This window comes from Streptomyces sp. NPDC006463 (genome assembly GCF_042870715.1).
In the GTDB taxonomy this organism is placed as follows: domain Bacteria; phylum Actinomycetota; class Actinomycetes; order Streptomycetales; family Streptomycetaceae; genus Streptomyces.
The window spans coordinates 186,785-211,510 of the sequence record NZ_JBIAHP010000001.1 but is presented as its reverse complement, the minus strand read 5'-3'; the positions used below and the strand labels follow the sequence as shown (position 1 = coordinate 211,510).

The 24,726-nt window shown below is 71.9% G+C and carries 20 protein-coding genes; 8 read left to right on the top strand and 12 right to left on the bottom strand.

The window, feature by feature from the left end:
- Positions 1-770: 770 nt before the first annotated feature.
- The 4 genes from ACFYOB_RS01045 to ACFYOB_RS01030 all read right to left on the bottom strand — a co-directional run bounded on the left by ACFYOB_RS01045 (position 771) and on the right by ACFYOB_RS01030 (position 4,036).
- Positions 771-1,646, bottom strand: coding sequence for an alpha/beta fold hydrolase (locus ACFYOB_RS01045; RefSeq protein ID WP_388552664.1), 876 nt, complete (start codon positions 1,644-1,646; stop codon positions 771-773).
- A complete protein-coding gene (locus ACFYOB_RS01040) occupies positions 1,643-2,386 on the bottom strand; it encodes a TetR/AcrR family transcriptional regulator (protein WP_388552661.1) in 744 nt (247 codons plus the stop codon). The genes ACFYOB_RS01045 and ACFYOB_RS01040 overlap by 4 nt, the downstream gene beginning before the upstream one ends.
- Positions 2,387-2,395: 9 nt before the next feature.
- Positions 2,396-3,187 (bottom strand): class II aldolase/adducin family protein, encoded by a 792-nt coding sequence (locus ACFYOB_RS01035; RefSeq protein ID WP_388553976.1) that lies wholly within the window; start codon positions 3,185-3,187, stop codon positions 2,396-2,398.
- A 198-nt stretch (positions 3,188-3,385) separates the two neighbouring features.
- Complete coding sequence (locus tag ACFYOB_RS01030; protein WP_388552658.1) at positions 3,386-4,036, bottom strand: TetR/AcrR family transcriptional regulator C-terminal domain-containing protein; 651 nt, start codon at positions 4,034-4,036, stop codon at positions 3,386-3,388.
- A 39-nt stretch (positions 4,037-4,075) separates the two neighbouring features.
- Here ACFYOB_RS01030 and ACFYOB_RS01025 point away from each other — a divergent pair, with 39 nt between their 5' ends.
- The 3 genes from ACFYOB_RS01025 (at position 4,076) to ACFYOB_RS01015 (ending at position 6,971) form a co-directional block, all read left to right on the top strand.
- The gene (locus tag ACFYOB_RS01025) at positions 4,076-5,518 is read left to right on the top strand and encodes an FAD-dependent oxidoreductase (protein WP_388552656.1); all 1,443 of its coding nucleotides are present in this window, start codon (positions 4,076-4,078) and stop codon (positions 5,516-5,518) included.
- Between the two features lie 76 nt (positions 5,519-5,594).
- Positions 5,595-6,149: a serine/threonine-protein kinase gene (locus ACFYOB_RS01020; RefSeq protein WP_388552654.1), complete on the top strand. Its 555-nt coding sequence runs from the start codon at positions 5,595-5,597 to the stop codon at positions 6,147-6,149.
- Positions 6,150-6,749: 600 nt separating this feature from the next.
- Complete coding sequence (locus ACFYOB_RS01015; protein WP_388552652.1) at positions 6,750-6,971, top strand: hypothetical protein; 222 nt, start codon at positions 6,750-6,752, stop codon at positions 6,969-6,971.
- Positions 6,972-6,988: 17 nt separating this feature from the next.
- Here the strand turns inward: ACFYOB_RS01015 and ACFYOB_RS01010 are convergent, their stop codons facing one another.
- Together ACFYOB_RS01010 and ACFYOB_RS01005 are read right to left on the bottom strand one after the other, a co-directional pair.
- Positions 6,989-8,305: a cytochrome P450 gene (locus ACFYOB_RS01010; RefSeq protein WP_388552649.1), complete on the bottom strand. Its 1,317-nt coding sequence runs from the start codon at positions 8,303-8,305 to the stop codon at positions 6,989-6,991.
- Positions 8,306-8,308: 3 nt separating this feature from the next.
- On the bottom strand, positions 8,309-8,527 hold the full coding sequence (locus ACFYOB_RS01005) for a hypothetical protein (protein ID WP_388552646.1): 219 nt from the start codon (positions 8,525-8,527) through the stop codon (positions 8,309-8,311).
- Positions 8,528-8,834: 307 nt separating this feature from the next.
- On the opposite strand from ACFYOB_RS01005, the gene ACFYOB_RS01000 reads away from it, so the two are divergent.
- From ACFYOB_RS01000 to ACFYOB_RS00980, 5 genes are all read left to right on the top strand, one after another.
- On the top strand, positions 8,835-9,266 hold the full coding sequence (locus ACFYOB_RS01000) for a hypothetical protein (protein ID WP_388552643.1): 432 nt from the start codon (positions 8,835-8,837) through the stop codon (positions 9,264-9,266).
- A gap of 413 nt (positions 9,267-9,679) precedes the next feature.
- Positions 9,680-10,420: a two-component system response regulator CseB gene (gene cseB, locus ACFYOB_RS00995; RefSeq protein ID WP_388552640.1), complete on the top strand. Its 741-nt coding sequence runs from the start codon at positions 9,680-9,682 to the stop codon at positions 10,418-10,420.
- Positions 10,417-11,670 carry a sensor histidine kinase gene (locus ACFYOB_RS00990; RefSeq protein ID WP_388553973.1) on the top strand — a complete coding sequence of 418 codons (1,254 nt, stop codon included), beginning with the start codon at positions 10,417-10,419 and terminating at the stop codon, positions 11,668-11,670. The genes cseB and ACFYOB_RS00990 overlap by 4 nt, the downstream gene beginning before the upstream one ends.
- A gap of 90 nt (positions 11,671-11,760) precedes the next feature.
- Positions 11,761-12,603 (top strand): ABC transporter ATP-binding protein, encoded by an 843-nt coding sequence (locus tag ACFYOB_RS00985; RefSeq protein ID WP_388552637.1) that lies wholly within the window; start codon positions 11,761-11,763, stop codon positions 12,601-12,603.
- A gap of 75 nt (positions 12,604-12,678) precedes the next feature.
- The gene (locus ACFYOB_RS00980; RefSeq protein WP_388552634.1) at positions 12,679-15,216 is read left to right on the top strand and encodes an ABC transporter permease; all 2,538 of its coding nucleotides are present in this window, start codon (positions 12,679-12,681) and stop codon (positions 15,214-15,216) included.
- An 81-nt stretch (positions 15,217-15,297) separates the two neighbouring features.
- Here ACFYOB_RS00980 and ACFYOB_RS00975 read toward each other — a convergent pair whose 3' ends face one another.
- The 6 genes from ACFYOB_RS00975 to ACFYOB_RS00950 are packed head-to-tail and all read right to left on the bottom strand — an operon-like array spanning position 15,298 to position 24,702.
- Complete coding sequence (locus ACFYOB_RS00975; protein ID WP_388552631.1) at positions 15,298-16,854, bottom strand: GMC family oxidoreductase; 1,557 nt, start codon at positions 16,852-16,854, stop codon at positions 15,298-15,300.
- Positions 16,851-18,404, bottom strand: coding sequence for an APC family permease (locus ACFYOB_RS00970; RefSeq protein ID WP_388552628.1), 1,554 nt, complete (start codon positions 18,402-18,404; stop codon positions 16,851-16,853). Before ACFYOB_RS00970 ends, ACFYOB_RS00975 begins: the two co-directional genes overlap by 4 nt.
- A gap of 29 nt (positions 18,405-18,433) precedes the next feature.
- Positions 18,434-19,906 carry an aldehyde dehydrogenase family protein gene (locus tag ACFYOB_RS00965; protein WP_388552625.1) on the bottom strand — a complete coding sequence of 491 codons (1,473 nt, stop codon included), beginning with the start codon at positions 19,904-19,906 and terminating at the stop codon, positions 18,434-18,436.
- On the bottom strand, positions 19,899-21,029 hold the full coding sequence (locus tag ACFYOB_RS00960) for an aromatic ring-hydroxylating dioxygenase subunit alpha (protein WP_388552623.1): 1,131 nt from the start codon (positions 21,027-21,029) through the stop codon (positions 19,899-19,901). The genes ACFYOB_RS00965 and ACFYOB_RS00960 overlap by 8 nt, the downstream gene beginning before the upstream one ends.
- Positions 21,030-21,039: 10 nt before the next feature.
- A complete protein-coding gene (gene solA, locus ACFYOB_RS00955) occupies positions 21,040-22,233 on the bottom strand; it encodes an N-methyl-L-tryptophan oxidase (protein WP_388552620.1) in 1,194 nt (397 codons plus the stop codon).
- Positions 22,234-22,257: 24 nt separating this feature from the next.
- A complete protein-coding gene (locus tag ACFYOB_RS00950) occupies positions 22,258-24,702 on the bottom strand; it encodes an FAD-dependent oxidoreductase (protein WP_388552618.1) in 2,445 nt (814 codons plus the stop codon).
- Positions 24,703-24,726: the final 24 nt, after the last annotated feature.

Genomic DNA, 24,726 nt, shown 5'->3' with positions numbered 1-24,726 from the left:
AGTCTGGAAGCGAAGCGCACATCGACTCCGCCGTCCGGGAGGCCGACGGCGCGAGCCCCTGGCGCCCGCGGCTGTTCGCCGCGGGCGACCCCGGTCAACGGTCGGAACTGACCGGGATACTGGCCCGCGGTGAGGCGACGGCTGTGCGGGACACCCTGACCGAACAGTTGGCGGAGCTGCTCATCGCCCGCCGCCCCGCCTGGCGTCCGAGTGCCGAAGAACTCGGAACCGCGGGGAGGGCATCTCGACGGGCAGCCGCCCCTGGAGTACGGGACCTGGGTCTGGTGCCCGTGGTCACGCCGGCTGGCGCACGTCCTGCCCGAGCCGGAGTACCGCGAGCTGCGCCTGTCCCGCAACCAGTACAAGATCACAGCGGCCGAACAGGACCGCCTCACCGGCAGGACGATCGCCGTGGCCGGTCTCTCCGTGGGCGCCGCCAGCGCGTTCACCCTCGCCCAGGAAGGGGTCGGCAGCGCGCGGCATGCCGGACGTGCACGGCCGCCGCCGGTGACGCGGACTCGACGCAACGGAAACCGCCACCCTGCACAGCCTGCGCAAGCGGCTTTCCGCCCTCGTCCCGCGCCACCCGGGCGAGACCGAACCGTTCCTGTTCCGCCTCTCCTACGCCCCACCGCCCATGGCGCGCGCCCTGCGCCGGGGCGTCGACACCGTACTGCGCTTCGACGACCCCGACCGGCGCCGCTGACGCCGAGCGCCGGCCTCCGTCCGCCGGTCACCCGGGCATGCGCGCGGAGGCCTTGCGGGTCGCCTCAGGGGGCCAGGAACCCGGTGAGCGCTGCCGCGACCGCCTCCGGATCCTCCAGTTGCGGGTAGTGTCCGACGGCCGGAGGTCCGGCGAGCTCCACGACGTGGGCCTGCGGCATGCGCGCCTGGATCCGGGCGAGTACGTGCGCGCCGCTGATCGGGTCGGCAGGCCCCCACACGAACAGCGTGGGCCCGGACCGGCCCTCCAGGGCCGAGGTCCAGCGCGCGGCGTGCCGGCGGCGCTCGTCGATGTACCGCAGCAGTCTCGGGGCGAGGCGGTGGCCGCCGGCGCGGGACGCCGCCGCCCACAGGTCGCGCACGTCCTCGTCGTGGACCGGCCGTCCCAGCACCCCGCGCAGGGTCGCGGCGAACCGCCGCTCCGTGGTGAGGGGCGCGAGCAGCGGACCCAGCGGGCCGTGCAGCAGACGCTGGATCGGCACGGGGCGGTGCAGATCGGGATAGAGCCCGCCGTTCAGCCAGGCCATGCGCGTGATCCGGGCCGGGTCGCGGGCCAGCAGTTCCTGGCCGACGCTCACCCCGTAGTCGTGCGCGACCAGGGCGGTGCTGCCGATCCCGTACCGGCGCCAGACCTCCTCGACGAGAGAGGCCTGGTCGAGCACCGAGTAGCGGTGGCGCCGGGGCTTGTCGCTCTCCCCGAAGCCGAGCAGGTCCAGCGTGGTGATCCGGAGTCCGGCCGCGACGAGGGCCGGGACCACGGCCGCCCAGTCGTGGGAGGAGGTCGGGAAGCCGTGGACGAGGGTGACGGGCGCGCCGTGCGCGGGCCCGTCCTGGCGTACGAAGACCGAGTGACCGCCGATCCGCACGGTACTGCCGCCCTCGGTCCAGCGGCGCAGCGGCGGCAGGACGCGCCCGCCGGTCATGCGGAGGCCTCCTCGGCGTGCAGGTGACTCAGCCCGTGCAGCAGTGTCCGCAGGCCGAACTCGAACTCGGCCTCGGAGTCGAGTGAGTTGAGCAGCTCGGCGTGGCGGTGGACCACCGGGTGGGTGCGCGGGGAAAGGGAGGCGAACAGGTCGGCCATCGCGGCTCGCTGTCCGGCGGTACGCGCCGCGCCGCCGGAGTCGAGGACCGCGGCACCGATCACGAAGTGTGTGACCGTGAGGTAGACGTGGACGGCCGACCGCGGGGACCACCCGTGGGCGAGGAGCTGGCCGAGGGCGTGCTCACGGGCCCGCAGGGCGTTGGGACCCAGCAACTGACCGGTGGTCAGCAACGGGACGACCGCCGGGTGCGCCGCGAGGACCCGGCGGAACTCCCGGGCCCCGTGTTCCAGACCGGCCCGCCAGTCCCCGTCGAGCGAGGGCAGCCGGATCTCGCCCAGCATGTGGTCGACGGTCGCGATCAACAGCTCTTCCCGGCTCGCGACGTGGCGGTACAGGGAGGTGTGGCGGACCTGGAGGTGGTCGCCGAGCCGGCGCATCGTGAGCGCCTCCAGGCCCTCACGGTCGGCCAGTTCGAGCGCGCCCGCGGTGATCCGGTCGAGCGTCAGCCCACCCTGGCGGGGCCTGCGGCGGTCGCGTTCGGCGTAGCGAGCCTGCCACCACGCGGGGGATCCGGGCTCCGGGCAGTCGGTGGCGGGTTCGGCTTCGGGCTGGGGTGTCATGGGTGGCGCCTACTCGAAGAGGTCGGGTTCCGTGCGGACGATCTCGTCCCAGAGGGGCTGGAAGGAGAACCAGCCCGCGAGCGGGAATCCGGTCTGGTCCCGGGTGTGCCGGGCGGCTTCGGGGTCGATCAGGTGGGGAGTGCCCGCGGCCTCCGCCAGGAGCTGCGCCTGGGCGCTGCGCTCCATGGAGATGAACCACCAGGCCGCTTCGTCGACCGATTCGCCGACGGTGAAGATGCCGTGGTTCTGGTGGATGACGGCCTTGTGCGGCCCCAGCCCGGCGGCGAGCTGCCGGCCGGCCTCCTCCTCGACCACCACGGCACCGGCGCCGTCCCGGTGGACGGTGTGCTGTTCGTACAGGGCGCACGCGTCCTGGGTGATCGGGTCCAGCAGGCGTCCCAGGCTGGAGAAGGCCTTGCCGTGGAGGGCGTGGGCGTGACAGGCGGCGACCACGTCGGGACGGGCGGCGTGGATGGCGGAATGGATCACGAATCCGGCCCGGTTGACCGGGCGCCTGCCGTGGCGGACCTGCCCCTCGTGGTCGACGAGGATCAGGTCGCTGACCCGGACGTGCCGGAAGGACATGCCGAACGGGTTGACCCAGAACATGTCCGGGTGCTCCGGGTCGCGCACGGTGATGTGCCCCGCGACCCCTTCGGAGAAGCCGAGGCGGCCGAAGACGCGGCAGGCGCCGGCGAGCCGCTGTTTGCGGTGCTCGCGCTCCTGCGCGGGATCGGTGAACACGGGCGGCAGCGGCAGGTCGAGGTTCTCCTGCCGCGGGAGGAACGCGCTGCCGCGCAGCCCTTGCCCGCCGCCGTCCCCCGGAACGGCTCCCGTCGCCGGGCCCGTCCTCGCGTCCGTCGTCGTGCCGGTCCCGCCGTGCCCTTGAGTGCTCGTCGTCTCGTCCACGCCCCGCCTCACTCCGTTGTGCGTCCGTTGGACGCACATAATGAGTCCATTGGACGCACAGCGCAAGACCCGGGCCCGGCCGGGAGGTCGTCAGCCGACCCCGTACCGCGCCTCGATGCCCGCGATCACCAGGCGCAGGCCTTCCTCGAAGCCCGAGTCGAAGTCCTGGAAGAGGTCGGCGCCCGCGGCGGCCGCGAGGGGGAAGTCGCCCATGCGTGCGGCGCGTTCGTCGACGTCGTAACCCTCCCTGCGCTCGCCCGGCATCGACTCGACGCCCTGTTCCTCGGTGACGAAGCCGAGGGTGAAGAAGTAGGCCGTGGAAGTGGCCCGGACGGCCTGGGGCAGTTCGAAGCCGGCCTCCACCAGGGCGCGCAGGTTCTCTTCCATCTGGACGGCGTGTTCGGTGCCGGTGAAGCGTGAGCCGCTGAAGACCTTCGCGCCGTCGCGGTAGCCGAGCAGTGCGGTGCGCAGGCCGCGATTGACGTCCAGGAGCCGCTGCTGCCAGGTGGCGCCCGGGGTGAGCCGCGAGTCGGCGACCATCCGGCGGTACATCTCCGTCGCCATCTCGTCGAGCAGTTCCTGCTTGTTCTTGAAGTGCCAGTACAGGGCCGGTGCCTGGACGTTCAGCTCCTTGGCGATGGCCCGCAGGGTGAGCCCGTCGAGTCCGGCGTCGTTCAGCAGCCTCAGGCCGGTCGCGACGGCCTGCTTCTTGTCCAGCTTGGGGGATTTCCGGGTAACCACGCTTGACAGCTTAACACCGTTAAGGGCATCCTCCGGGGCATGGAACTTAACGCCGTTAAGGAGAACGTCGTGGACACGGATGTGCTGATCGTCGGAGCGGGCCCCGCCGGCCTCGCGCTCGCCGTCGACCTCGCCCGGCGCGGGGTGCGGGCCCTCCTCGTGGAACGGGCGGCCGGGCTCTTCCCCGGTTCGCGCGGCAAGGGTCTTCAGCCCCGCACGCTGGAGGTCCTCGACGACCTCGGCCTGCACCACGCGATCCAGGCCGCGGGCGCGCCCTACCCGGTCGGCATGATCTGGCAGGACGGCAACCGCCAGGGCGAGCACCGGATGTTCGACGAGAGCGGGGCGAGCGAGGGCTCGCCGTACAGCGAGCCCTGGATGGTGCCGCAGTGGCGCACCCAGGAGATCCTCTTCGCGCGGCTGACGGAGCTGGGCGCGGACGTCGCCTTCGGCCGGGAGCTGGTGGGGATCACGCAGGACCAAGGCGGCGTGACAGCCGAGTTCGCCTCCGGCGCCCCCGTCCGCGCACGCTACGCCGTCGCCGCCGACGGCGGCCGGTCCAGCGTGCGGCGCTTCCTCGGGATCGGCATGACCGGCGAGACCGTTGACCCCAATCCGATGCTCGTGGCCGACGTCCGGATCACGGGGCTCGACCGTGACAACTGGCACGTCTTCCCGCCCGCCGAAGGCAGGGGCTTCCTTGCGATCTGCCCGCTGCCCGGCACGGCGGACTTCCAGCTCGCGGCGCAGCTCCCGGCGGGCTCGGAGGTCGACCTCTCCCTCGACGGCATCCGCGGGCTCGTCGCCGCGTACTCGCACCTCGCACCCGACGCCGTGACCGAGGTGCGCTGGGCCTCGGACTTCAGGCCGCGGGCCGCGATGGCCGACCGGTTCCGCGAGGGCCGCGTCTTCCTCGTCGGCGACGCGGCGCACGTCCACTCGCCCGCGGGCGGCCAGGGGCTCAACACCAGCGTCCAGGACGCGTACAACCTGGGCTGGAAGCTGGACGCGGTGCTGCGCGGCGCGGCTCCCGAGTCCCTCCTCGACTCCTACGAGGAGGAGCGGCTGCCCGTCGCCGCGGAGATGCTCGGCCTGTCCACCCGGGTCCACCGGGGCGAGGTCAGGCGCGGCGAGGCCACCCACCAGCTCGGCCTGGGCTACCGGGGCTCCTCCCTCGCCGTGGAGACCCGCACCGGCCTGTCCGAGGACGCCCTGCAGGCAGGCGACCGGGCACCGGACGGGATCCGCGGCGGCGTACGGCTCTTCGACGTGTTCCAGGGGCCGCACTGGACACTGCTGGCGGTCGGCACGGGCCCGGACCTGCCGAAGCTCCCCGCCGACCGCACCGCGCGGATTCCGTCGTACGAGCCGTACGGGGACGGGGTGTTCCTCGTCCGGCCCGACGGTTACGTCGGGTGGGCGGGCGAGACGGCCGAAGGAGCGGCGCGGTACGCGGCCCAGGTGGGCGTCCAGGTGTGCTGACCGCGTCCCTGCGCCGGGACAGGGCCGAGCGGCGCCCGAGCCCGGCGGCCGCACGCCCCGTCCACCCGGGACGCCGATGGGTACGGTCGCCGTCGAACTCACCCGTCAGGAGGAGTTCCGCCAACGGTTCCGTCGCGAGGCGCGGACCGGCGCGGCCCTCTCTCACCAGGGCGTGGCGACGCCGTGCGACGTCGGCGAGGACGCCGACGGTACCGAGGCCGTCCCGTTCCCGGTCATGGAGTACGTCGACGGCCGGACCCTGGCCGACATCCTGCGCACGGGCCCGCTGCCGGTCGCACGGGCGGTAGCCATGGCCCGCGACATCGCCGACACCTTGGTGCACAGCCACGGCCTGGGCCCGGTCCACCGGGACATCAAACCGTCGAACGTCATGGTCACCGAGTCCGGCGCGGTGAAGGTGCTCGACTTCGGCATCGCGAAAGCGCTCGCCGAGACCGCGACGCGGCTGACCGCAACCGGGCTCAGGGTCGGCACACCGGCCTATCTGTCGCCCGAGCAGATCGACGGCGCCGCGGTCGACGCACGCACCGACATCTGCTCGCTCGGCTGCCTGTTGTACGAACTGCTCACCGGCAGCCGCCGTTCACCGGGGACTCGCCGTTCGCGGTGATGAACCAGCATCTGACGAAGACCCCGCTGCCGCCGTCGGCGCTGCGGAGGGATGTCCCGGACCCGATCGACGCGGTGACGCTGTGCGCACTCGCCAAGTCGCCCGACCTGCGGTACGGGGACGCGGCGGCGTTCCGGTCAGCGCTGGGAGCGGCGCAACGTGCCGTGGGCGCCGGCACCCCGGCGGCTGCAGACCTGCACGCACGGCCGACCGTCACGGCCCCGCAGCGTTCCCCGGCCCCGGCCCCCGCTCTGGCCCTGGCCCCGGCCCCGGTTCCGGCCCGGTCCGAGGCCGCCGTATCTCCGGGATCCGGGCACGCCACGTCCGCGGGCGGCGAACGGAACCGTTCCCCGTGGGCGGTCCGCTTCCGCGTCACGGAGACAGGGGTGATCGCCGTCTTCGGATGGCTGCTCCTGCTGCAGGACATGATCATGGAGCGGTTCGAGGCCGTCGTGCCCCCCGTGCTCGCCCCTTCCGGCGGAGTCGCGCCGGTCGTCGCCTTGCTGGTGCTCCCGCGGTCGGCTGGGCTGAGCCTGGCGGTCAGCTGGGCGTACGTCGCCGCATGCGCGTGTCCACGGTTACTACGCGGGGGAGGCGGTCGTGCCCACCGCGCTGCCGTTCCTCGTGCTCGTACCCTTCGCGTGCGCCGGGGTCGTCCGCCGCCGTCACGACCCGGCACTCACCTTGTGCCTGCTGTGGCAGCTGGGCTACGGGTACTGCGAAGGCGGGTACGACGTGGCCGTGCTGATCGTCGTCGCCATCACGGTGGCGCAGGAACTGGCCGATCGCAGGCTCCCCGCACCCGCTCCGGCCGATCGCTGAACCCCGGCCGTGCCGGTCTAGGTCTCGCCGTCCTGAGGGCGCCCGGTGATGTCGAGGCTGAGGCCCTGGGGCTGCAAGATGGTGCGCGTGCTGAAAGCGGGCGTGGTGCCGGGCGTCCGGCTGAGCCGGTAGCGGCCGATGACGGTCGCGGTGGCGATGACCATCGCGACCGTACCGAAATGCGCCCCCAGACAGGTCCGTGGCCCGCCGCCGAACGGCATGAAGGCGTACTTGGGCAGCGGGGTGGCGGCGGAGCGGTCGATCCAGCGGTCGGGGCGGAACGCCGTCGGCTGGTCGTAGTGGCGCGGGTCCCGGTGGAGCACGAAGGGGCTGACCGCGACCCGCTGGCCGGGTCGTATCGGGTAGCCGGCGAGTTCGGTGGGCTGGTCGACCGTCCTTTCCAGCAGCCAGAGCGGCGGGTAGAGCCGAAGCGTCTCCTTCACGACCGCCTCGGTGACGACCAGGCGGGGCAGGTCGGCCGCGGTCGGCAGCCGGCCCGCCAGCTCCCGGTCGACCTCGGCCAGAACCCGCCGACGCACCTGCGGGTGCTGGTCGAGGAGGAGGAAGAGCCAGGCCAGCGCGGCGGCGGTGGTCTCGTGGGCGGCGAACAGGTTGGCGACGATGATGCTGATCGCCCCCTCGCGCGTGATCGCGTCCTCGTCGCACGCGGCGTTGAGGAGGTCGGCGACGACTCCGGGGGAGTCCTCCTGCCGCCTCCTGCGCCGGTCGAGCAGCCGGGACACCTCCGAGGTCAGCTCCCGTCCGACCCGGTGCAGGCGCCGCCTGCGCGGCGACGGCCAGCGGGCGGGCAGGGGCAGGGGCACGGTGCCGGGCAGCCGCGCATCCTGCAGGCGGGCCACCTGGGCGGGGACCTGGCCGACCTCGGGCCCCAGACAGAACTCGGCGATGAGCCGGGCGCTGAGCTCCTCCAGCGCGGGGATCGCCTCGATCCTGCCCCGGGCACGCCAGGATTCCGCGTGATGAGCGGCCGTCGCCGCGAGGCCGTCCCCGGCGGCGCGCAATCCGCTCCGGTTGAGGCCGCGCCCCGCCAAGCTGCGGGCACGCATCCACCGGGCCAGGTCCTCGGAGGCGCGGCCTCCGTCGGCCTCGTCGCCCAGCAGGTCCCGCGTGATGGTGTAGGTGCTGTTGGTGTGCTTGAGCACCTTCTCCGCCAGGACCGGCGAGTTCACCACGTACAGCTCGTCGTCGAAGCGCACCAGGTCGCCGTACTGCCGCTGGTGGAGCAGGAAGCCGAGCTGGTCCCGGTCGAATGCGCGTCTGCTGCCGTGCCTCCCGGTCCCGGGGGGACCGGGAGGCACGGAGATCGACGACACGGGTCAGCGCTCCTGTACGTAGTAGTAGTAATACGCACTGTGTGGATCGGAGGCGCTGAACACGCTCCTGACCGAACTCTGGCGCAGGGACTTCGCCCCTGAGGGATCGTCGGCCAGGGGGGCGGAGCTCGATGCGGCGTACGCCGATCCGGCACCGAGAAGCGCGGCGGTGGCGGAGACCGCTACGAGGAGCAGCTTGCGCAGGGGAGTCAGAGCAGCCATGGCTGTTCTCCTTTCGGGCTGCCGGACGGTGGGTCCGTCCGGTTCAGTGCCCTCCATCTGAACCGGCCCGGGGGGCGGGCACACGTCACGTGAACTCGTGACGTGCCCCGGGGGTGCCTGCCGTGTACAGGGGGCCGGGAAGCCGCGGCCCAGAGGTGCCGGCGCCTGTCAAGGTACGAAATGTGGGGACATGACCTTGTCTGCGTGGCGGGGCTTACTGGAGATGCGGGTTCACCGAGGGCGGATGACCTCCTCAGCCCGCACCACACACCCGATACAACGAACTCTTTCCCGAAGGAGAACCACCGTGATCCGTACCACCCGCAAGCAGCGTTTCGTGATGCTCGGCCTGTCGACGGCCCTGGCCGCCGGAGGCGCCCTGCTCCCCTCGAGTGCCTTTGCCGCACCCGCGACGGCGCACGCCGCTGCCACCACGACCGCTGTCCAGGGCAAGCCGGCGCACGGCGACCCGAAGGGCAAGAACAAGAGCCACCACAGCAACGCCAAGAGCAAGAAGGGCAAGGGCAACAGGGCTCGCGACATCAAGAACATGCCCGGCTGCAAGTTCGTCAGCGGCAAGGTGTACTGCGAGTTCAAGCCCGTCGACCCGAAGCCGGCCGACCCCAAGCCCGCACCGGCACCCGCACCCGCACCGGCGCCCGCACCCGCGCCCGCACCGGCACCCGCACCGGCGCCCGCGCCCGCACCGAACCACCAGGGTGGGCCCACCGGGAAGTAGCCGCAGCTGCGAGGCCCCCCGTCCGTAGTGGAGAATCCCGTCCGATCGCTCAGATCGGGCGGGATTCTCCATGAGGGGCGCCCCGCACGGACGGCTTTGTATCGGGCGGGTATCAGGGAGCGCTTGGTTGTCCATCGAATCGGTGTGCCGGGCAGTGCGGAAGGGGGCCGCACGGAGCCGGAGCCCCTTGGACCAGGCCGCTGACTGAGCCGGGCCGGCCGGCCTGACCTGGGCGTCAGCGGATGGACGGTGCTGTCAGGGCTGTGACGCGTGTCCGGTATGCGACGCAACTGCCACGCCCGGCGTCTGCCATATCGTTCGTTCAGGTCGCCGACTGCGCGTGAGCGCCCGCGCGGCGCGTACCTCACGACCGTCCGTCCGTTCGTCCGTCTCCGAACAGGAGTGATCTGCCCGTGTCCTCGTCCACCCCGGCTCCGGCCTCTCCGCGCCCCGAGCGCGTACTGCTGGTGGAGGACGACGACCTGATGCGCCGGTCCTTCACCGTCGCCCTAGAGCGCTACGGATACCGGATGAAGGCCGCGGCCGACGGGCTGGCGGGGCTGGAGCTCTTCCGCGACGAAAGCTTCGACCTGCTGATTCTGGACGTGATGCTGCCCGGTCTGGACGGGATCGGCCTGTGCCGCAGAGTCCGGGAGACCAGCTTGGTGCCGGTGTTGATGATGTCCGCTCGCGGCGACGGACTCGACGTCGTCGCCGGTCTGGAGGCCGGGGCGGACGACTACGTGGTCAAACCCGTGGACACCTACGTGCTCGTGGCACGCATCCGTTCGCTGCTGCGGCGGGCGACCTACGCGCCCTCCCCGGATCCCGAGCGGGCCACGGGCGACGGGCCGTCACCGTCCGAGCGTGAGCTGCTGGTCTTCGGGGACCTGACCATCGACACCGGCGGCCTGGAGGTGTTCGTCTCGGGAAACCCGGTGGCGCTGACCCCGACCGAACTGAAGCTGCTGCTGGAGTTCGCCGCCCACCCGGGCATCGTGCTGGAACGGCACACCCTGCTGCGGGACGTGTGGGAGTACGGCTGGGACGGCGACAGCCGGGTCGTTGACCTGTGTGTGCAGCGCCTGCGCAGCAAGCTGGGCCGCGACCGGATCGAGACGGTCCGCGGTTTCGGCTACAAGCTCAGGCGCTGAGCCCGGTGCGCCCGTTCCACCGGCGGCGGTCCGCCCCCGTGCCCCTGCGCTGGAAGATCGCCGCGCTGGCCGCGTCCACTGCTTGCCTGGTCGCGGCGGCCGTGGGCGTGCTCGTGCACTTGTGGACCGCGCAGGACATCCGGAGCCGGGCCGAAGGGCAGGCCTTCAACAGCCTGTACTCGGCCATGGACACCTACCGTCGTACCGGAACCCTCGTGGACGGTGCCGAGCTCGATCCGGCCGAGCTGCCCGCCACACTGCGGCGCCCGGACGACGACGCCCGGCACACGGCCTACGACGGACAGGTCCTCGGGAATCTGGGCCCGAGCGTCTGGGGCGCCCAGCGGGTCGGTGGCCCGGGCAGCCGGGTGCTGGCCGTCCAGGTCAACATGAGCTCGGAACTCCACGAGCTGCGCCGACTCGACGTGATCATGGCGGTGGCCTCGCTGGTCGCACTCGCGGCGGCCACGCCCCTGGCCGTCTACGGAGCCGGGCTGCTCGGCCGCCGGCTGAGGCGGGTCTCCGAGACCGCGGGCCGGATCTCCGCCGGGGACCTCGATGCCCGAACCGGCCCCACCAAGGGCCGCGACGAGGTGTCCGACATCGCCGCCACCGTCGACCTCATGGCGGACAGTCTGAGCCGAAGGCTGCGCATCGAGCGCCGGTTCACCGCGGACGTGGCCCACGAGCTGCGTACTCCCGTCGGCGGTCTGCTGGCCGCCGCCGATCTGCTGCCCCCCGGTGAGACGGAGGACCTGCTCCGTGCCCGGGTGCGCGATCTGCGCGGCCTGGTCGAGGACCTGCTGGAGATCTCCCGGCTCGACGCCGGCGCCGAACAGCCGGTACGCGCCCGTGTCCCGCTCGACGCGGTCGTCTCCGAGGCCGTGGCGCGCACCGGCCTCGACACGGAGGTCACCGTCTCCGATGCGCAGACCGTGGAGACCGATCCTCGCCGTCTCGAACGGATCGTCAGCAACCTCGTCGTCAACGCCCACCGGCACGGGAGCCTCCCGGTGCAGGTCACCATCGACGGCCGTACCGTCGTCGTACGCGACCACGGTCCCGGTTTCCCGCCCGACCTGCTCCGCGACGGCCCGCGCCGCTTCCACACGGGCAGGGCGGAGCGCGGCTCGGGCCACGGCCTGGGCCTGACCATCGTCCAGGGCCAGGCCGGGCTCCTCGGCGCCGAGCTGCGCCTGGACAACGCTCCGGACGGCGGCGCCGTCGCCACCCTGCGCCTGCCGGCCTGACCGCCCGGCCCCGCAGAACCGCTACGAAGCGGAGCGGACGCCGATACACAGCGGCTGAGTTCCTGATACGTCCCGCGGACACCCTTTGGCATGCACCCTTCCGCACCCGAAGACCGCACCCGAAGAGGAGTCCCCGTGACCGCCGACCCCCGTGACGCGATCGTCACGCTCACGCCGCACCCGACGACCGGGACCGCGGCCGCGGCCGCCACCACCGACCTGTCGAAGGTCTACGGCAGCGGAGACACCCGCGTCGTCGCCCTGGACCGGGTCAGCATCTCCTTCCGGGAGGGCGAGTTCACCACGATCATGGGCCCCTCCGGCTGCGGCAAGTCCACCCTGATGCACTGCGCCGCCGGGCTCGACTCGTTCAGCTCCGGCTCCGTCCGCATCGGCACCACCGAACTGGGCACGCTCGACGACCGGCAGCTCACCGAGCTGCGCCGAGACCGGATCGGCTTCATCTTCCAGGCGTTCAACCTGCTGCCGACACTGACCGCGCTGGAGAACATCACGCTGCCGCTGACCATCGCCGGCCGCCGTCCCGACCGGCAGTGGCTGGACCGCGTGGTCTCCATGGTGGGCCTCTCCCAGCGCCTCGACCACCGTCCCGGACAGCTGTCCGGCGGGCAGCAGCAGCGCGTCGCGGTCGCCCGCGCCCTGGTCTCCCGCCCCGCGATCGTCTTCGGCGACGAGCCCACCGGCAACCTCGACTCCCGTGCCAGGGCAGAGGTCCTCGGCTTCCTGCGCGACTCCGTGCGCGAGCTGGGTCAGACCGTGGTCATGGTCACCCACGACCCCGTCGCCGCGGGCTACTCCGATCGCGTGGTCTTCCTCGCCGACGGTCGGCTGGTCGACGAGATGACACGTCCCACCGCGGACCGGGTGCTGGACCGGATGAAGGCGTTCGACACCCGCTCACGCACCAGCTGACCCAGCACCGAACGAGCATCGAAGCAGCCACCCGCTCGCCTCCGCCGAGCCCGCCCTCCCAGGATCCGCATCCCCATGTTCCGTACCGCCCTGCGCAACGTGTCCGCGCACAAGGCCCGCCTCCTGATGACCGCGTTCGCGGTCATGCTCGGCGTCACCTTCATCTCCGGCAGCCTCGTCTTCGGCGACAGCCTGAACCGTGCCCTCACCGCCCGGGCGACCGACGGCTACGAGCGCATCGCCGTCAGCGTCTTCCCCGAGTCCCAGGCCACCGGCGGCAGCCGCCCGGCCGGGATCGACGCCGGTACCGTCACCACCCTGTCCCAGGTACCGGGCGTCGCCGTCGCCACGGGCCGGGTAGACGGCTTCGCCGCCGTCGCAGGCCGCGACGGCCAACTGATCGGCCACGGCTCGTCCCCCAGGGGCGGGAACTTCTCCCCGGGAGCCGACGGCACGGACCCCGCCTACCGGTTCACCCGGGGTTCCGGCCCGACCGGCAACGACACGGTCGCCCTCGACGAGACGACCGCCGCGCGGGGCGGCTACCGCGTCGGTGACGCCGTGCGCGTCGGCACGGACAAGGGCGCCTCCTCCTACACCCTCAGCGGCGTCTTCCGCACCGACGGGACCACGCGGTCCTCCGGGGGCAGCCTGACACTGTTCACCGACGCCGCCGCCCAGCGGCTCTTCCTCCAGCCCGGCCGCTACCAGAACGTCGAGCTCACGGCCGCCCCCGACACGGACGTGCAGCAGCTCCTGCGCCGCGTCGAGTCGGTGCTGCCCCGGGACACCGGCGCAGCCACCGGTGCCCAGCTCGCCCGGATCCAGGCGAACGTCGCCACCGGCGACAGCGACACCATGAGCCAGATCCTGGTGGGTTTCGCCGCGGTCGCCCTGTTCGTCGCCACCTTCCTCATCTCCAACACCTTCACCATGCTCATCGCCCGACGCACTAGGGCGCTGGCCCTGATGCGGGCCGTCGGCGCTTCGCGGGGGCAGGTGCGCCGCATCCTGCTGACCGAGTCCCTGCTCGTCGGCGCGGTGGCCTCCGCGGCCGGACTCGCCGTCGGCACCGGGGTCGCCGCCCTGCTCCGGACGCTCTTCGCCGCCGCCGACACCCCGGCCGGCCCGCTCGTCGTCACCCCGGGCACCGTGATCACGTCCATGCTGGTCGGCACCGCCCTGCCCATGGTCGCCGCATGGCTCCCGATCCGCCGGGCCATGGCCATCCCGCCCGTCGCCGCGCTCGGTGCGGCCGAGCCCACGGCGCCCGCGCGCGCCGGCTCCCTGCGGGGCGGCATCAGCGCCGCGCTGGTGCTCACCGGAACCGCCGCCGTGGTGTACGGGGCCCTCACCACCGGCAAGGACGCACGGACCGTCATCGGCCTCGGCGCGGCCCTCACCCTGACCGGGGCGATCGGCCTCATCCCGCTGCTGTCCCGGCCGTTCGTCGCCCTGCTCCAGCCGCTGCTGACCCGTCTCCACCCGGTGCACGGAAACCTCGCCGCCCGCAACACCGTCCGCGACCCGCGCCGCACCGGCGCCACCGCCGCCGCGCTCGCCATCGCCCTCACCCTCGCCTCGGGCCTGTCGGTCCTCGGGGCTTCCGCCGCCCAGTACCTCGACCGCGCGACCACCCACGACTTCGTCGCCGACTACCTGGTGAAGCCGGCCGAGGGCGGCATGCGGATGACCCCCGCCACCGCGCAGGCGCTGGAGAAGCTGCCCGGCGCCACGGTCAGCCCGCTCAACCAGTCCACCGAATACCGCCTGGCCGGCACCCCCGCCGTCCTGACCGGCGTCGACCCCGCCGCCATCGGCCGACTGCTGCGGTACGACGTGGCCGAGGGCTCTCTCGACTGCCTCGCCAAGGGCCAGATCGCCGTGGCCGATTTCAAGGCCAGGAAGGCCGGCTGGCACGTCGGTCAGACGCTCCCCCTGGAGCGTCAGGACGACCAGCGCGGCAGCGTCACCATCGGCGCCGTCTACCGGGCGGACGAGCAGAGCAACCTGCTGCCCAGCATCACCGCACCCGACTCCCTCGTCGCCCGCTACGACTCCACCCCGCACACCGCCGGGATCCTCGTCGCCACGGACGGCGGACCCGGCCGGGCCGCGCTCGGCAAGGTCACCCACGCCCTCGGCGACAACCCCGCCCTGGCCGTCCTCGACCGGGCCGGCATTCGAGCCCAGGACAGCGGAAGCATCGGCGACCAGCTCAACGTCTTCTACGCCCTGCTGAGCATGGCGCTGGTGATCGCCGCGCTGGGCATCGCCAACACCCTCGCGATGTCCGTCCTCGAACGCCGCAAGGAGATCGGCACGCTGCGCGCCCTCGGCCTTGACCGTTCCGGCGTGACCCGGATGGTCCGCCTGGAGGCCCTGCTCGTCGGCGCGCTCGGCGCGACCGTCGGCACGGTCCTGGGCGTCTTCCTGGGCTGGGCGCTCGGGCGCACGCTGCAGGAGAGCGTCGCCGGCTACACGTTGGTCCTTCCCTGGGGCCGCCTCGCTCTCGGCGTGCTCATCGCCCTGGCGGGCGCGCTGGTCGCCTCGCTCTGGCCGGCCCGTAGGGCCGCCCGCGTGGACATTCCCGCCGCGACGGCGGCGCAGTAACCGGTCCACCGGCGAGGCGCCCCGCGCGCAGGACCCCGGCCCGAGGCCGGGGTCCTGCGCATTCGGCCACCGGGCCGCTCCTCACGCGTCCGCGCGCAGGAGATCGGCGCACTTCTCGCCGATCACCATCGTAGTGATGCACGGGTTGACGGTGACGAGATCCGGCATGACCGATCCGTCCGCGACCCGCAGCCCGTCGACCCCCTTGACCCGCAGCCGGGCGTCGAGCGGCGCCATGGGATCGCCGTCGGCCCCCATCTTCACCGTGCAGGACGGGTGGTAGACGGTGTTGTGCGTCTTGCGGACGTAGTCGAGCAGTTCGTCGGCGGTGCGGACGTCGGGGCCCGGGGCGAGCTCGGCCCCCGCCCACCCGGCGAGCGCCGGCTGCGCGGCGATCCGGCGGGCCAGCCCGATGCCGGCCCTCATCACCCGCGTGTCGTGCTCGTGCGTGAAGTACCTGGGGTCGACCCTGGGCTTGTCGCGGTAGTCGCGCGTCCGCAGCCGCACCGTGCCGCGCGACTTGGCACGGGTCACGTTCGGCGTCAGACAGAAGGCGTTCTCGGACGTCGGATAGCCGTGCCGCGCGGTGTTCATGTCGAAGGGCACCGAGCCGTAGTGGAACATCAGGTCCGGCCGGTCCAGACCCGGCTCGGTGTCGTAGAAGATGCCCGCCTCCCACCACTGGCTCGACCTGGTGGTCATCGGCTGCCTCGCCTCCCACATGACGACGCCCTCGGGGTGGTCCTGGAGGTTCTCGCCGACCCCCGCGGAGTCCACGAGCACCTCCACGCCCACCTCCCGCAGGTGCTCCGCCGGGCCGATGCCCGACAGCATCAGCAGCTTCGGAGTGTCGATCGACCCGCAGGAGACGACGACCTCGCGGCGGGCGCGGACCGTACGGGTGTGGACGAGATCCGGGTCCAGGTACTCGGCGCCGACGCACCGCAGCCCGTCGAACGCCAGCTTCTTCGCACGCACCCCGGTGCGTACCTCCAGGTTGGGGCGCTTGCCCAGCACCGGGTGGAGGTAGGCCACTGAGGAGGACTGGCGGATGTTGTTCTCGTCGGCGTTGATCTGGAACCAGTTGGCACCCCGCACCACCGTCGAACCGGTGTTGAACGGGGTCGTCGGTATGCCCGCCTGCGCACACGCCTCAAGGAGGGCGGCGCCGCACGGGTCCTCGCCCTTGAGCGTACGCAGCTTCACCGGTCCCGACCGGCCGTGGTGGTCCCCCGGAGCGTCGTTGTTCTCCAGCCTGCGGTACAGGGGGAACAGGTCCGCCGCGCCCCAGCCCGCACAGCCGGCCGCCGCCCAGTCGTCCAGGTCCTCGGCGGGCGCCCAGAAGGCGATGCAGGAGTTGTGCGAGGAACAGCCACCGAGCACTTTGGCGCGCGCGTGCCGCATGAAGCTGTTGCCGCTGGCCTGCGGCTCGACCGGGTAGTCCCAGTCGTAGCCCGACTCCAGCAGGCCCATCCACCGTTCCAGCTTCAGGACGCTGTCGTCCCCGACGTCGCTCGGGCCCGCCTCCAGGACGCACACGGTGACGGACGGGTCCTCGCTCAGCCGTGACGCGACGACATTGCCCGCGGTTCCGCCACCGACCACGACGTAGTCGAACTCTCCCGCCTGTCCGCTCATGAGGGGGTGACCTCCTCCAGTGCGACGGGCTCGGGTCCGGCCACGGCGGCGTGTTCGGCGAGGACGCCCGTCCGATGCCGTTGGACGAACCAGTAGTAGGCGAAGCCGCCCAGTGCGATCGCGCCGACGAACAGCACCGCGCCCCAGCGCAGGTACCAGTGGTACGGAGCCGCCGCGTTGTACACAGCCGACCGCGGCCAGATGAGGTTGAGGGTCATCGCCGCCCCCCACACCACGGCGACGATGTTGACGGGCAGCCCCCAGCGGCCGAGTGAGAACTTGCCCTCGGCGGGCTGCCACCGGCCGCGCAGCCGCGCCACCAGCATCGGCCCGGTGACCAGGAGGTAGGCGACGTAGATCAGCACGATGCCGATGCTGGTGACCACGGTGAAGATCTGCGGCTGGCGGATGTTGACCAGCAGGATCGCGAGGGCGAGCACCCCGATGATCACGGTCGGCAGGATCGGGGTGCCGAACCGCGGGCTGACCTTCGCGAGCCGGGAGGAGGCGGGCAGATTGTTGTCCCGGGCCATGGCGAAGGCGAGCCGGACGGCCGCCGTGTGCACCGCGAGCGCGCAGACGGTGACGGCGATCAGCACGCACCACAGCATCGCCTTGCCGGCCGTCGGGCCGAGGACGTCGAGGACGACGTACTGCAGCCCATCGGTGGAGAGCTTCTCGCCGCGCAGACTCGACACGCTCATCAGCGCGAGGATCAGGACGAGGCCGCCCAGGACGAACGAGGCGACGATCGCGCGGATGATGGCGCGCGGCGCGTTGCGCGAGGGATCGAGGGACTCCTCGCCGAGCGAGGCCGCGGTGTCGAATCCGTACATCACGTAGGCCGAGGCAAGCGAGGCGATCAGGAACGCCCCGAAATAGCCTAGGGACTGGCCGGTGCCGGTGCCGGCCGTCTCGGTGACGACCTGCGGGCCACGTACGACGTGCACCGCGAGCAGCACGATCAGGACGACGGTCGCGATGAGTTCGAGGAAGACCCCCGCGGTGTTGATCCGCGCCATCAGCTTGACGCCGAAGGCGCTCACCACCGTGGTGAAGAGGATCAGGACGGAGGCGAGGACCACCGCGTTGGTCGCCACGTCGTACGTCCCGGTCCCGTCTCCGACGAACTGGAAGACGGACAAGATCTGAGGGAGCGTCAATTGGTAGGCGAGGGCCACGGCGGCGATGGAGACGATCGAGGCGATGAGCATCATCCAGCCGGCGAGCCAGCCGACGTGTCCGTTCCCCACCTTCTTCGCCCAGTTGTAGATGGACCCGGCCACGGGATAGCGGGCGGCCAGTTCGGCGAAGCAGAGCGCGACCATGAGCTGGCCCGCGAAGACCATCGGCCAGGACCACCAATAGGCGGGACCGCCGCTGGCGTATCCGAAGTAGAAGAGCTGGAAGGTGCCCGTGAGGATCGAGATGTACGAGATGCCGGCCGCGAAGGTGTGGAAGTTGCCGAGCGTCCGCTTGAGTTCGGGACGGTAGCCGAACTCGGCGAGTTCCGCGTCGTCGCCCGGCGGGGAAGGTGGAGCAGTTTCCATGGGTCAACTCCTGGACGGTAGAGGTCGTTTCAGGCGAACCAGCCCTGCGGCTCGGGTGCGGTGTTGCGCCAGATGTGCTTCGTCTCGCGGTACTCCGCGAGACCGGCCGGACCGAGCTCCCGCCCCGTGCCGGACTGCTTGAACCCTCCCCACTCCGCCTGCGGCAGATAGGGGTGGTAGTCGTTGATCCATACGGTGCCCAGGCGCAGCCGTCCCGCGACCCGCCGGGCCCTGCCCTCGTCGCCCGTCCACACCGCGCCCGCGAGACCGTAGACCGTGTCGTTCGCGAGCCGCACGGCTTCGTCCTCGGCGCCGTCGCGGAACCGCTCCACCGTCAGGACCGGGCCGAAGGACTCCTCCCGTACCACCGACATCCCCGCGTGACACTCGTCGAGGACCGTCGGCAGGTAGTAGAAGCCCCGGTCGTACGCGGGCCCTTCGGGCCGGGTGCCACCGCAGCGCAGCACCGCGCCCTCGGTGACGCCCCGCGTGACGTAGGCCTCGACCTTGGCGCGATGGGCGGCCGAGATCAGCGGCCCGGTCCGGGCCCGCTCGTCGAAGGGACCGCCCAGCCGGATCTCGCCGGCCCTGCGCACGATCTCGTCGACGAACCGGTCGTGCAGCGCGTCCTCGACGAGCAGCCGCGCCCCCGCGGAACAGACCTGCCCCGAATGCAGGAACACAGCGGTCAGAGCCATGTCCACCGCCGTCTCGAAGTCGGCGTCCGCGAAGACGATGTTCGGGTTCTTGCCGCCCAGTTCGAGCGCGACCTTCTTCACCGTCCCGGCGGCCGCCGCCATCAGCCGGCGGCCGGTCTGCAGACCGCCGGTGAAGGAGAGCAGGTCGACGCCCGGGTGGTCGGCGAGCGGCGCACCCGCCTCGGGGCCCGCGCCGAGCACGAGGTTGGCGACACCGTCGGGCAGTCCCGCCTCGGCGAGCAGACGCATCAGGTGGATCGCGGTGTGCGGGGTGAGCTCGCTCGGTTTCAGGACGAAGGTGTTGCCCGCGGCGAGGGCCGGCGCGACCTTCCACGCCGTCTGCAGCAGCGGATAGTTCCACGGCGTGATGAGCCCGCAGACCCCGACCGGCTCGTGCACCACCCGGCTGTCCGCGTTCGCCGTGCCGGTGTCGATCACCCGGCCGGTCTCGACGGGAGCGAGCCGCCCGAAGTAGCGGAAGCAGTTCACGATGTCGCCGATGTCGTACGCGCTCTCCACCAGCCGCTTGCCGGTGTCGAGGGATTCGGCGCGGGCCAGCGCGTCCTTGTCGCGGGCGATCAGATCGGCGACGCGCAGCAGCAGGTCGCCGCGGTCGGCGGCGGAAGTACCCGGCCACGGGCCCTCGTCGAACGCCAGGCGGGCCGCTGCGATCGCGTCGGACGTGTCCTTGCCGTCCGCCTCGTCGACCACCGCGACGAGAGTGCCGTCGGCGGGACAGCGGATCTCCCGCGTGCGCCCCTCGCGGGCAGCCGTCCACACGCCGCCTATGAACAGATCAGGCACCGGTGCCTCCCAGTCTCTCGATCAGCCAGGCGTGGAAGATCCCGATGTGGTGCTCGGCCGGCACCAGCACGCCGCCCGTCCGGTAGGCGCGCGACGCCATCGCGGGCTGGGTGCGCTCGCAGGCGTCGAAGTCCTGGACGTTGACCCGGTGGAACAGCTCCACCGACTTCGACACGTCCGCGCCCGACTCGACGACCTCCGGCGCGTACAGCCAGTCGCACTCGACGACCGTGCGGTCCTCGGCGAGCGGGAACATCCGGTGCAGGATCACGTGATCGGGGACGAGGTTGATGAACACGGTCGGCTTGACCGTGATGGCGTAGTAGCGCCGGTCCTGCTCCTCGGCCACCTCGGGCAGCTTGGCGAACCCCGCGCTGCCGTCGACCGTGAATCCCTGGACCTCCTCGGCGAACTCCGCGCCGTGCCCCACGTAGTACTGCGCCGCATATCCCTCGGCGAACTCCGGGAGCACATCGGTGAGTTCGGGATGGATCGTCGCGCAGTGGTAGCACTCCATGAAGTTCTCGACGATCAGCTTCCAGTTCGCCTTCACGTCGTACGTGATCCTTCGGCCGAGCGCGAGATCCTCCGTGCCGTACCGCTCGATGGACGCCGTGTCGCCGAGCCGCTCCACGGCCGCGCCGATCACCGTCTCCTCGAAGGACGGCGGCTCGTCGGCCAGGCACACCCACGCGTAGCCCAGCCATTCGCGCAGCTTCACCGCCACCAGGCCGTAGGCGGTGCGGTCGACGTCGGGCATTTTCACCAGGTTGGGGGCGGCGATCAGCTTGCCGTCGAGGTCGTACGTCCAGGCGTGGTACGGGCATTGGAGCGCGCGCCGCACCTCGCCGGACTCCTCGGTGCACAGCCGGGCGCCGCGGTGCCGGCAGATGTTGAGGAAGGCGCGCAGCTCTCCGGCCCGGTTACGGGTCACGATCACGCTCTCGCGGCCGACCTGGACGGTCCGGAACGCACCGGGCTTGTCGAGGTCGGAGCCGCGTACGGCGCAGAACCACATCGATTCGAAGAGCCGCTCCTGCTCCCGCCGGAAGATCTCCGGGTCGGTGTAGAAGCTGCCGGGGAGCGTGGCGATCAGACTGGGCGGGAGGTCGGTGGCCGTCAAGGCGGACTCCTCAGGCGGAAGGCGCGGGCGCGGTAGAGGACGCGACCGGGGGCGGGGTCGTCGCGGACAGCCGGCGCGGGTCGAAGAGTTCGATGGGGTGCTCGGTGACGCCGTTCAGTGCCAGGTCGGCGACGATTTCGCCGACGACGGGCACGAACTTGAAGCCGTGGCCCGAAAACCCGCACGCCACGGTCACCGAGTCGGGGTGCTCCGGATGGCGGGCGATCACGAAATGCTCGTCGGGGGTGTTGGAGTACATGCAGGTGGCGGCCTTCAGGAAACGGCCGGGCAGGGACGGGATGCGCCGGGAGAGCTGCTCCGCCATCGCCGCGACCTCCTCCTCGCGCACGTTCCGGTCGATGGTCTCCGGCGTGCACACCGTGCCCCTGCGGAAGAACGCCACTTTCGCGCCGAGGCCGGGACCGTCGATCGAGGGGAAGCCGTAGAACTGTACGTCGTCCGCGTCCTCCCAGATGTAGATCGGATGGTTCTCGGGGAGGAAGGGACCGGTGCCGCCCTCGGGCTGGAACCAGTACATGACCTGCCGCTCGATGGTGAACGGCACGCCCAGGTCGGTGAGCAGCTGCGGCGCCCAGGCACCCGGGCAGATCACCAACTGGCCCGCCGTGTAGGTGTCCTCGGCGGTGTGGACCCGTACCCCGTCGCGGTACGGCTCCCAGCGCACCATCGGCTCCTCGAAGTGCAGATCCGCGCCCGAACGCGTCGCGAGCTGGAGGTGGGCCGCGACCGTGTTCTCCGGCCGGACGAGCCCGGCCCGCGCCTCGTACAGTGCCACCTCGTCCTCGGCCGGGGTGAGGGTGGGGAAGCGGCGGTGGATCTCCTTCGCGTCGAGCATCTCGTGCGGCAGGTCCCACCGCCGGGCCGAGAGCAGCGAACCGGACACCGTCCGGGAATCGGGACGGCCGACCATCACGCCGCCGCACAGCGTGGCGATGTCCCGGCCGGTGTCGCGCTCCAGTGCGTCGAACAGTTCGTAGGAGCGCAGCAGCAGTGGCACGTACGCGGGATCCTCGAAGTACGACTGCCGCGTGATGCGCGAACCGCCGTGGCTCGAACCGCGGTTGTGGACCGGTCCGAACTTCTCCAGGCCGAGCACGCGCACACCGCGCGCGGCCAGGTGGTGGGCGGCGGCACTGCCCATTCCGCCCAGGCCGACGACGATCACGTCATAGGTGGGTGACACGGTGGGGTCCTCCTCGAACGCTCCCTAGCGGCGGATGCGGCTCATGCCGGGGTCGAACAGCGGCTCGTCGGCGACGGTCGCGGGGACCTTCTCGCCGAAGTACTCGATGTGTACCGGGGTGCCGGCGGTGAGCGGGGGCAGCCACGCGTACGCGACGCAGCGGCCCAGTGTGTAGCCGTACGAGGCGCTGGTCACGTACCCCGCGGGAAGACCGCCCGCATACACCGGTTCCTTGCCGAGGACGACGGCCGCGGGGTCGTCGAGCAGCAGTGCGGTGAGCCCCCGCCGGGGCTCGCCCACCTTCTCCAGAGCAGCCCGTCCGACGAAGTCGCCCTTGTCCATGCGTACGGCGAAACCGAGCCCGGCCTCGTACGGGGTGTCCTCGTCGGTCATGTCGTGGCCCCAGGAGCGGTAGCCCTTCTCCAGGCGCAGGCTGTTGAAGGCGGAGCGGCCCGCGGCGATCACGCCGTGCTCCCGCCCGGCCTCCCAGAGGGTGTCCCAGAGCCGCAGCCCGAGGTCGGCGCCGGTGTACAGCTCCCAGCCGAGCTCGCCGACGTAGCTCAGCCGCATCGCCGTCACGGGCACGTGGCCGAGGTAGGTCTCTTTGGCGCGGAAGTAGCCGAAGCCCTGGTGGGAGAAGTCGTCCCGGGTCAGAGGCTGCACCAGCGCGCGGGCGAGAGGGCCCCACACCCCGATGCAGCAGGTGCCGGAGGTGATGTCACGTATCCGCACGTCGTCGGGGGCGTGGCGCAGCAGCCAGTCCTCGTCGGCGCGGCTGTTGGCGCCGATCTGGAAGCGGTCGGCGGCCAGGCGGGCCACGGTGAGGTCGGAGCGGATGCCGCCGGTCTCGTCGAGCAGCAGGGTGTAGGTCACCGCGCCGGGCTTCTTGGCGAGGTTGTTGGTGGTCATGCGCTGCAGGAAGGGCAGGGCACCGGGGCCGGTGACCTCCAGCCTGCGCAGCGGGGTCATGTCGTACAGGGCGACCTTCTCACGGGTCGCCCGTGCCTCGGCGGCGGCGATCGGCGACCAGTAGCGGGCCGACCAGGAGTCCCGCCCCGGCAGGTCGATGGACTCGGCGAGCGGGGCGTTCGCCTCGTACCAGTGCGGTCGCTCCCAACCGCCGCCCTCCAGGAAGCGGGCCCCGAGTTCCTTCTGGCGGGGGTGGAAGGGGCTCACCCGCAGGGGGCGCGGCCGCTCCATGGGCTGCAGCGGGTGCAGGACGTCGTACACCTCGACGAACTGCTGGGCCCCTCGGTCGGCGACGTACGCGGGGGAGCGCTGGGCGTCCTCGAAGCGGGCGAGATCGCACTCGTGGACGTCGAGCCGGGGCCGGCCCTCCACCATCCACTCGGCGACGGCCTTGGCGACCCCCGCCGAATGGGTGACCCACACGGCCTCGGCGAGCCAGAATCCGCGCAGGTCACGGGACTCGCCGAGCAGGGGCATCCCGTCCGGTGTGAAGGAGAAGACGCCGTTGAATCCCTCTTCGACCTCGCTTCCGGCGAGCGCGGGCAGCAGTTCCCGACAGTCCTGCCAGCTCGGTGCGAAGTCCTCCGGCGTGAAGGGGTACGAGGACGGCATGACCGGTGCCTCGTCGTAGGCCGGGACGGTGAACGGGTCGACGGGCAGCGGCCGGTGGGCGTAGCTGCCGATGCCGATCCTGTCGGTGTGCTCGCGGAAGTACAGGTCGCGGTCCTGGAACCGCAGGATCGGCCGGGACGCCTCGGTGCGAGGGTCGCTCGCGCCCGCGAGCTCCGGCAGGGGGCGGGTCTTCACGTACTGGTGGGCGAGCGGCAGCAGGGGCACGTCGACGCCAGCCATCCGGCCGACGACCGGACCCCAGAAGCCGGCCGCCGATACGACGTGGTCGGCGGGGAAGACACCCCGGTCGGTGACGACCCCCGTCACCCGGCCGTCCTCCCGCTCGATGCCGGTGACGGTGTGCCGCTCCAGGAACCGGGCGCCGCGGCCCTCGGCGCGCTCCATCTGGGCCCGGCAGGCGAGGAGGGCGCGTGCGAGGCCGTCGTCCGGGGTGAAGAACCCGCCGAGGACCTTGCTCGTGTCCAGCAGCGGCCACAGCTCCTTGCACCGCTCGGCGGAGACCAGCTCGCCGCGGATGCCCCAGGACACGGCGTAACCGGCCCTGCGGTGGAGGTCGGCCAGACGCTCCTCGGTGGTGGCCAGTTCCAGACCGCCCACCGGGTTGAAGCAGGGCAGGCCGTCGACTTCGAGTGCGCCGAACTTCTCGATGGTGTACCCGGCGAACGCACTCAGCGTCTTCGAAGGGTTGGTCCGGAAGACGAGACCAGGGGCGTGTGAGGTGGAACCCCCGGGGGCGGGGAGCGGGCCTTGTTCGAGGACCGTGACGTCGCTCCAGCCGCGGGCGGTCAGTTCGTCGGCGAGCGAGCAGCCGACGATCCCGGCGCCGATGACCACGACACGGGGACTGGGTGCGGGCGCTTGGGACATGCCCCTCCTTGAGTCGGGTGGGGA

What these genes read in the sequence shown, in the direction of transcription:
- ACFYOB_RS01025 (WP_388552656.1), top strand. Translation starts at nt 4,076, where the DNA reads ATGGAACTTAACGCCGTTAAGGAGAACGTCGTGGACACGGATGTGCTG.
- ACFYOB_RS00970 (WP_388552628.1), bottom strand. Translation starts at nt 18,404, where the DNA reads ATGGAAACTGCTCCACCTTCCCCGCCGGGCGACGACGCGGAACTCGCC.
- ACFYOB_RS00975 (WP_388552631.1), bottom strand. Translation starts at nt 16,854, where the DNA reads ATGAGCGGACAGGCGGGAGAGTTCGACTACGTCGTGGTCGGTGGCGGA.
- ACFYOB_RS00980 (WP_388552634.1), top strand. Translation starts at nt 12,679, where the DNA reads ATGTTCCGTACCGCCCTGCGCAACGTGTCCGCGCACAAGGCCCGCCTC.
- ACFYOB_RS00985 (WP_388552637.1), top strand. Translation starts at nt 11,761, where the DNA reads ATGCACCCTTCCGCACCCGAAGACCGCACCCGAAGAGGAGTCCCCGTG.
- ACFYOB_RS01005 (WP_388552646.1), bottom strand. Translation starts at nt 8,527, where the DNA reads ATGGCTGCTCTGACTCCCCTGCGCAAGCTGCTCCTCGTAGCGGTCTCC.
- ACFYOB_RS00950 (WP_388552618.1), bottom strand. Translation starts at nt 24,702, where the DNA reads ATGTCCCAAGCGCCCGCACCCAGTCCCCGTGTCGTGGTCATCGGCGCC.
- ACFYOB_RS01020 (WP_388552654.1), top strand. Translation starts at nt 5,595, where the DNA reads ATGGGTACGGTCGCCGTCGAACTCACCCGTCAGGAGGAGTTCCGCCAA.
- ACFYOB_RS01040 (WP_388552661.1), bottom strand. Translation starts at nt 2,386, where the DNA reads ATGACACCCCAGCCCGAAGCCGAACCCGCCACCGACTGCCCGGAGCCC.
- ACFYOB_RS01045 (WP_388552664.1), bottom strand. Translation starts at nt 1,646, where the DNA reads ATGACCGGCGGGCGCGTCCTGCCGCCGCTGCGCCGCTGGACCGAGGGC.